Below are 829 nucleotides of genomic sequence, written 5' to 3'. Positions count from 1 at the left end.
AAGCGGAGAGGAAGGAGGGGACGACGTCAAGTCATCATGGCCCTTACGCCCGGGGCGACACACGTGCTACAATGGCGCATACAGCGGGTAGCTACCTGGCAACAGGATGCCAACCTCTAAAAGTGCGTCTCAGTTCGGATCGGGGCCTGCAACCCGGCCCCGTGAAGCTGGAATCGCTAGTAATCGCGCATCAGCCACGGCGCGGTGAATACGTTCCCGGACCTTGTACACACCGCCCGTCAAGCCATGGAAGTCGGGTAGACCTGAAGCCGGTAACCGCAAGGAGCCGTTTAGGGTAGAACCGGTAACTGGGGCTAAGTCGTAACAAGGTAGCCGTACCGGAAGGTGCGGCTGGAACACCTCCTTTCTGGAATCAGGATTATTTTTCTGTCTTACCTGCTACTTCATTGATTTATGTATTATAGGGGCCTGTAGCTCAGGTGGTTAGAGCGCTACACTGATAATGTAGAGGTCCGTGGTTCGAGTCCACGCAGGCCCACTTTATTTGGTTACCTAAAGGGAGATTAGCTCAGCTGGCTAGAGTATTCCGACTAGAATCGGGAGGGTCAGCGGTTCGAACCCATTAGAATTACTACCAGGGGGATTAGCTCAGCTGGCTAGAGCACCTGCCTTGCACGCAGGGGGTCAACGGTTCGAATCCGTTATCCTCCACTAAAAAATTTATTTAGATGGACATACGGTTCATTAGTCTATTATTCAAAATTGAATAACCATTGATCACATAAGTGGGATCAAAAGTTCATTGACATGTTGAGCGGAGAATGCAATGAGTTTATTGCTACGTGAGTAGTAGTAAGCTGGAAATACC

2 tRNA genes and 1 rRNA gene are annotated in these 829 nt (G+C 50.7%); all 3 read left to right on the top strand.

Going from position 1 to position 829, the window contains the following annotated elements:
• A 16S ribosomal RNA gene (locus GKS34_RS23185) occupies positions 1-367 on the top strand; the annotation flags it as partial.
• Between the two features lie 58 nt (positions 368-425).
• A tRNA-Ile gene (locus GKS34_RS23180) sits at positions 426-499 on the top strand.
• Positions 500-598: 99 nt separating this feature from the next.
• Positions 599-672: transfer RNA gene (locus GKS34_RS23175), tRNA-Ala, on the top strand.
• Positions 673-829 lie beyond the last annotated feature (157 nt).

The organism is Cyclobacterium jeungdonense (genome assembly GCF_010994275.1).
In the GTDB taxonomy this organism is placed as follows: Bacteria; Bacteroidota; Bacteroidia; order Cytophagales; family Cyclobacteriaceae; genus Cyclobacterium; species Cyclobacterium jeungdonense.
Note: the sequence above shows the minus strand (reverse complement) of the source record. Positions and strands in the feature narration are given on the sequence as shown.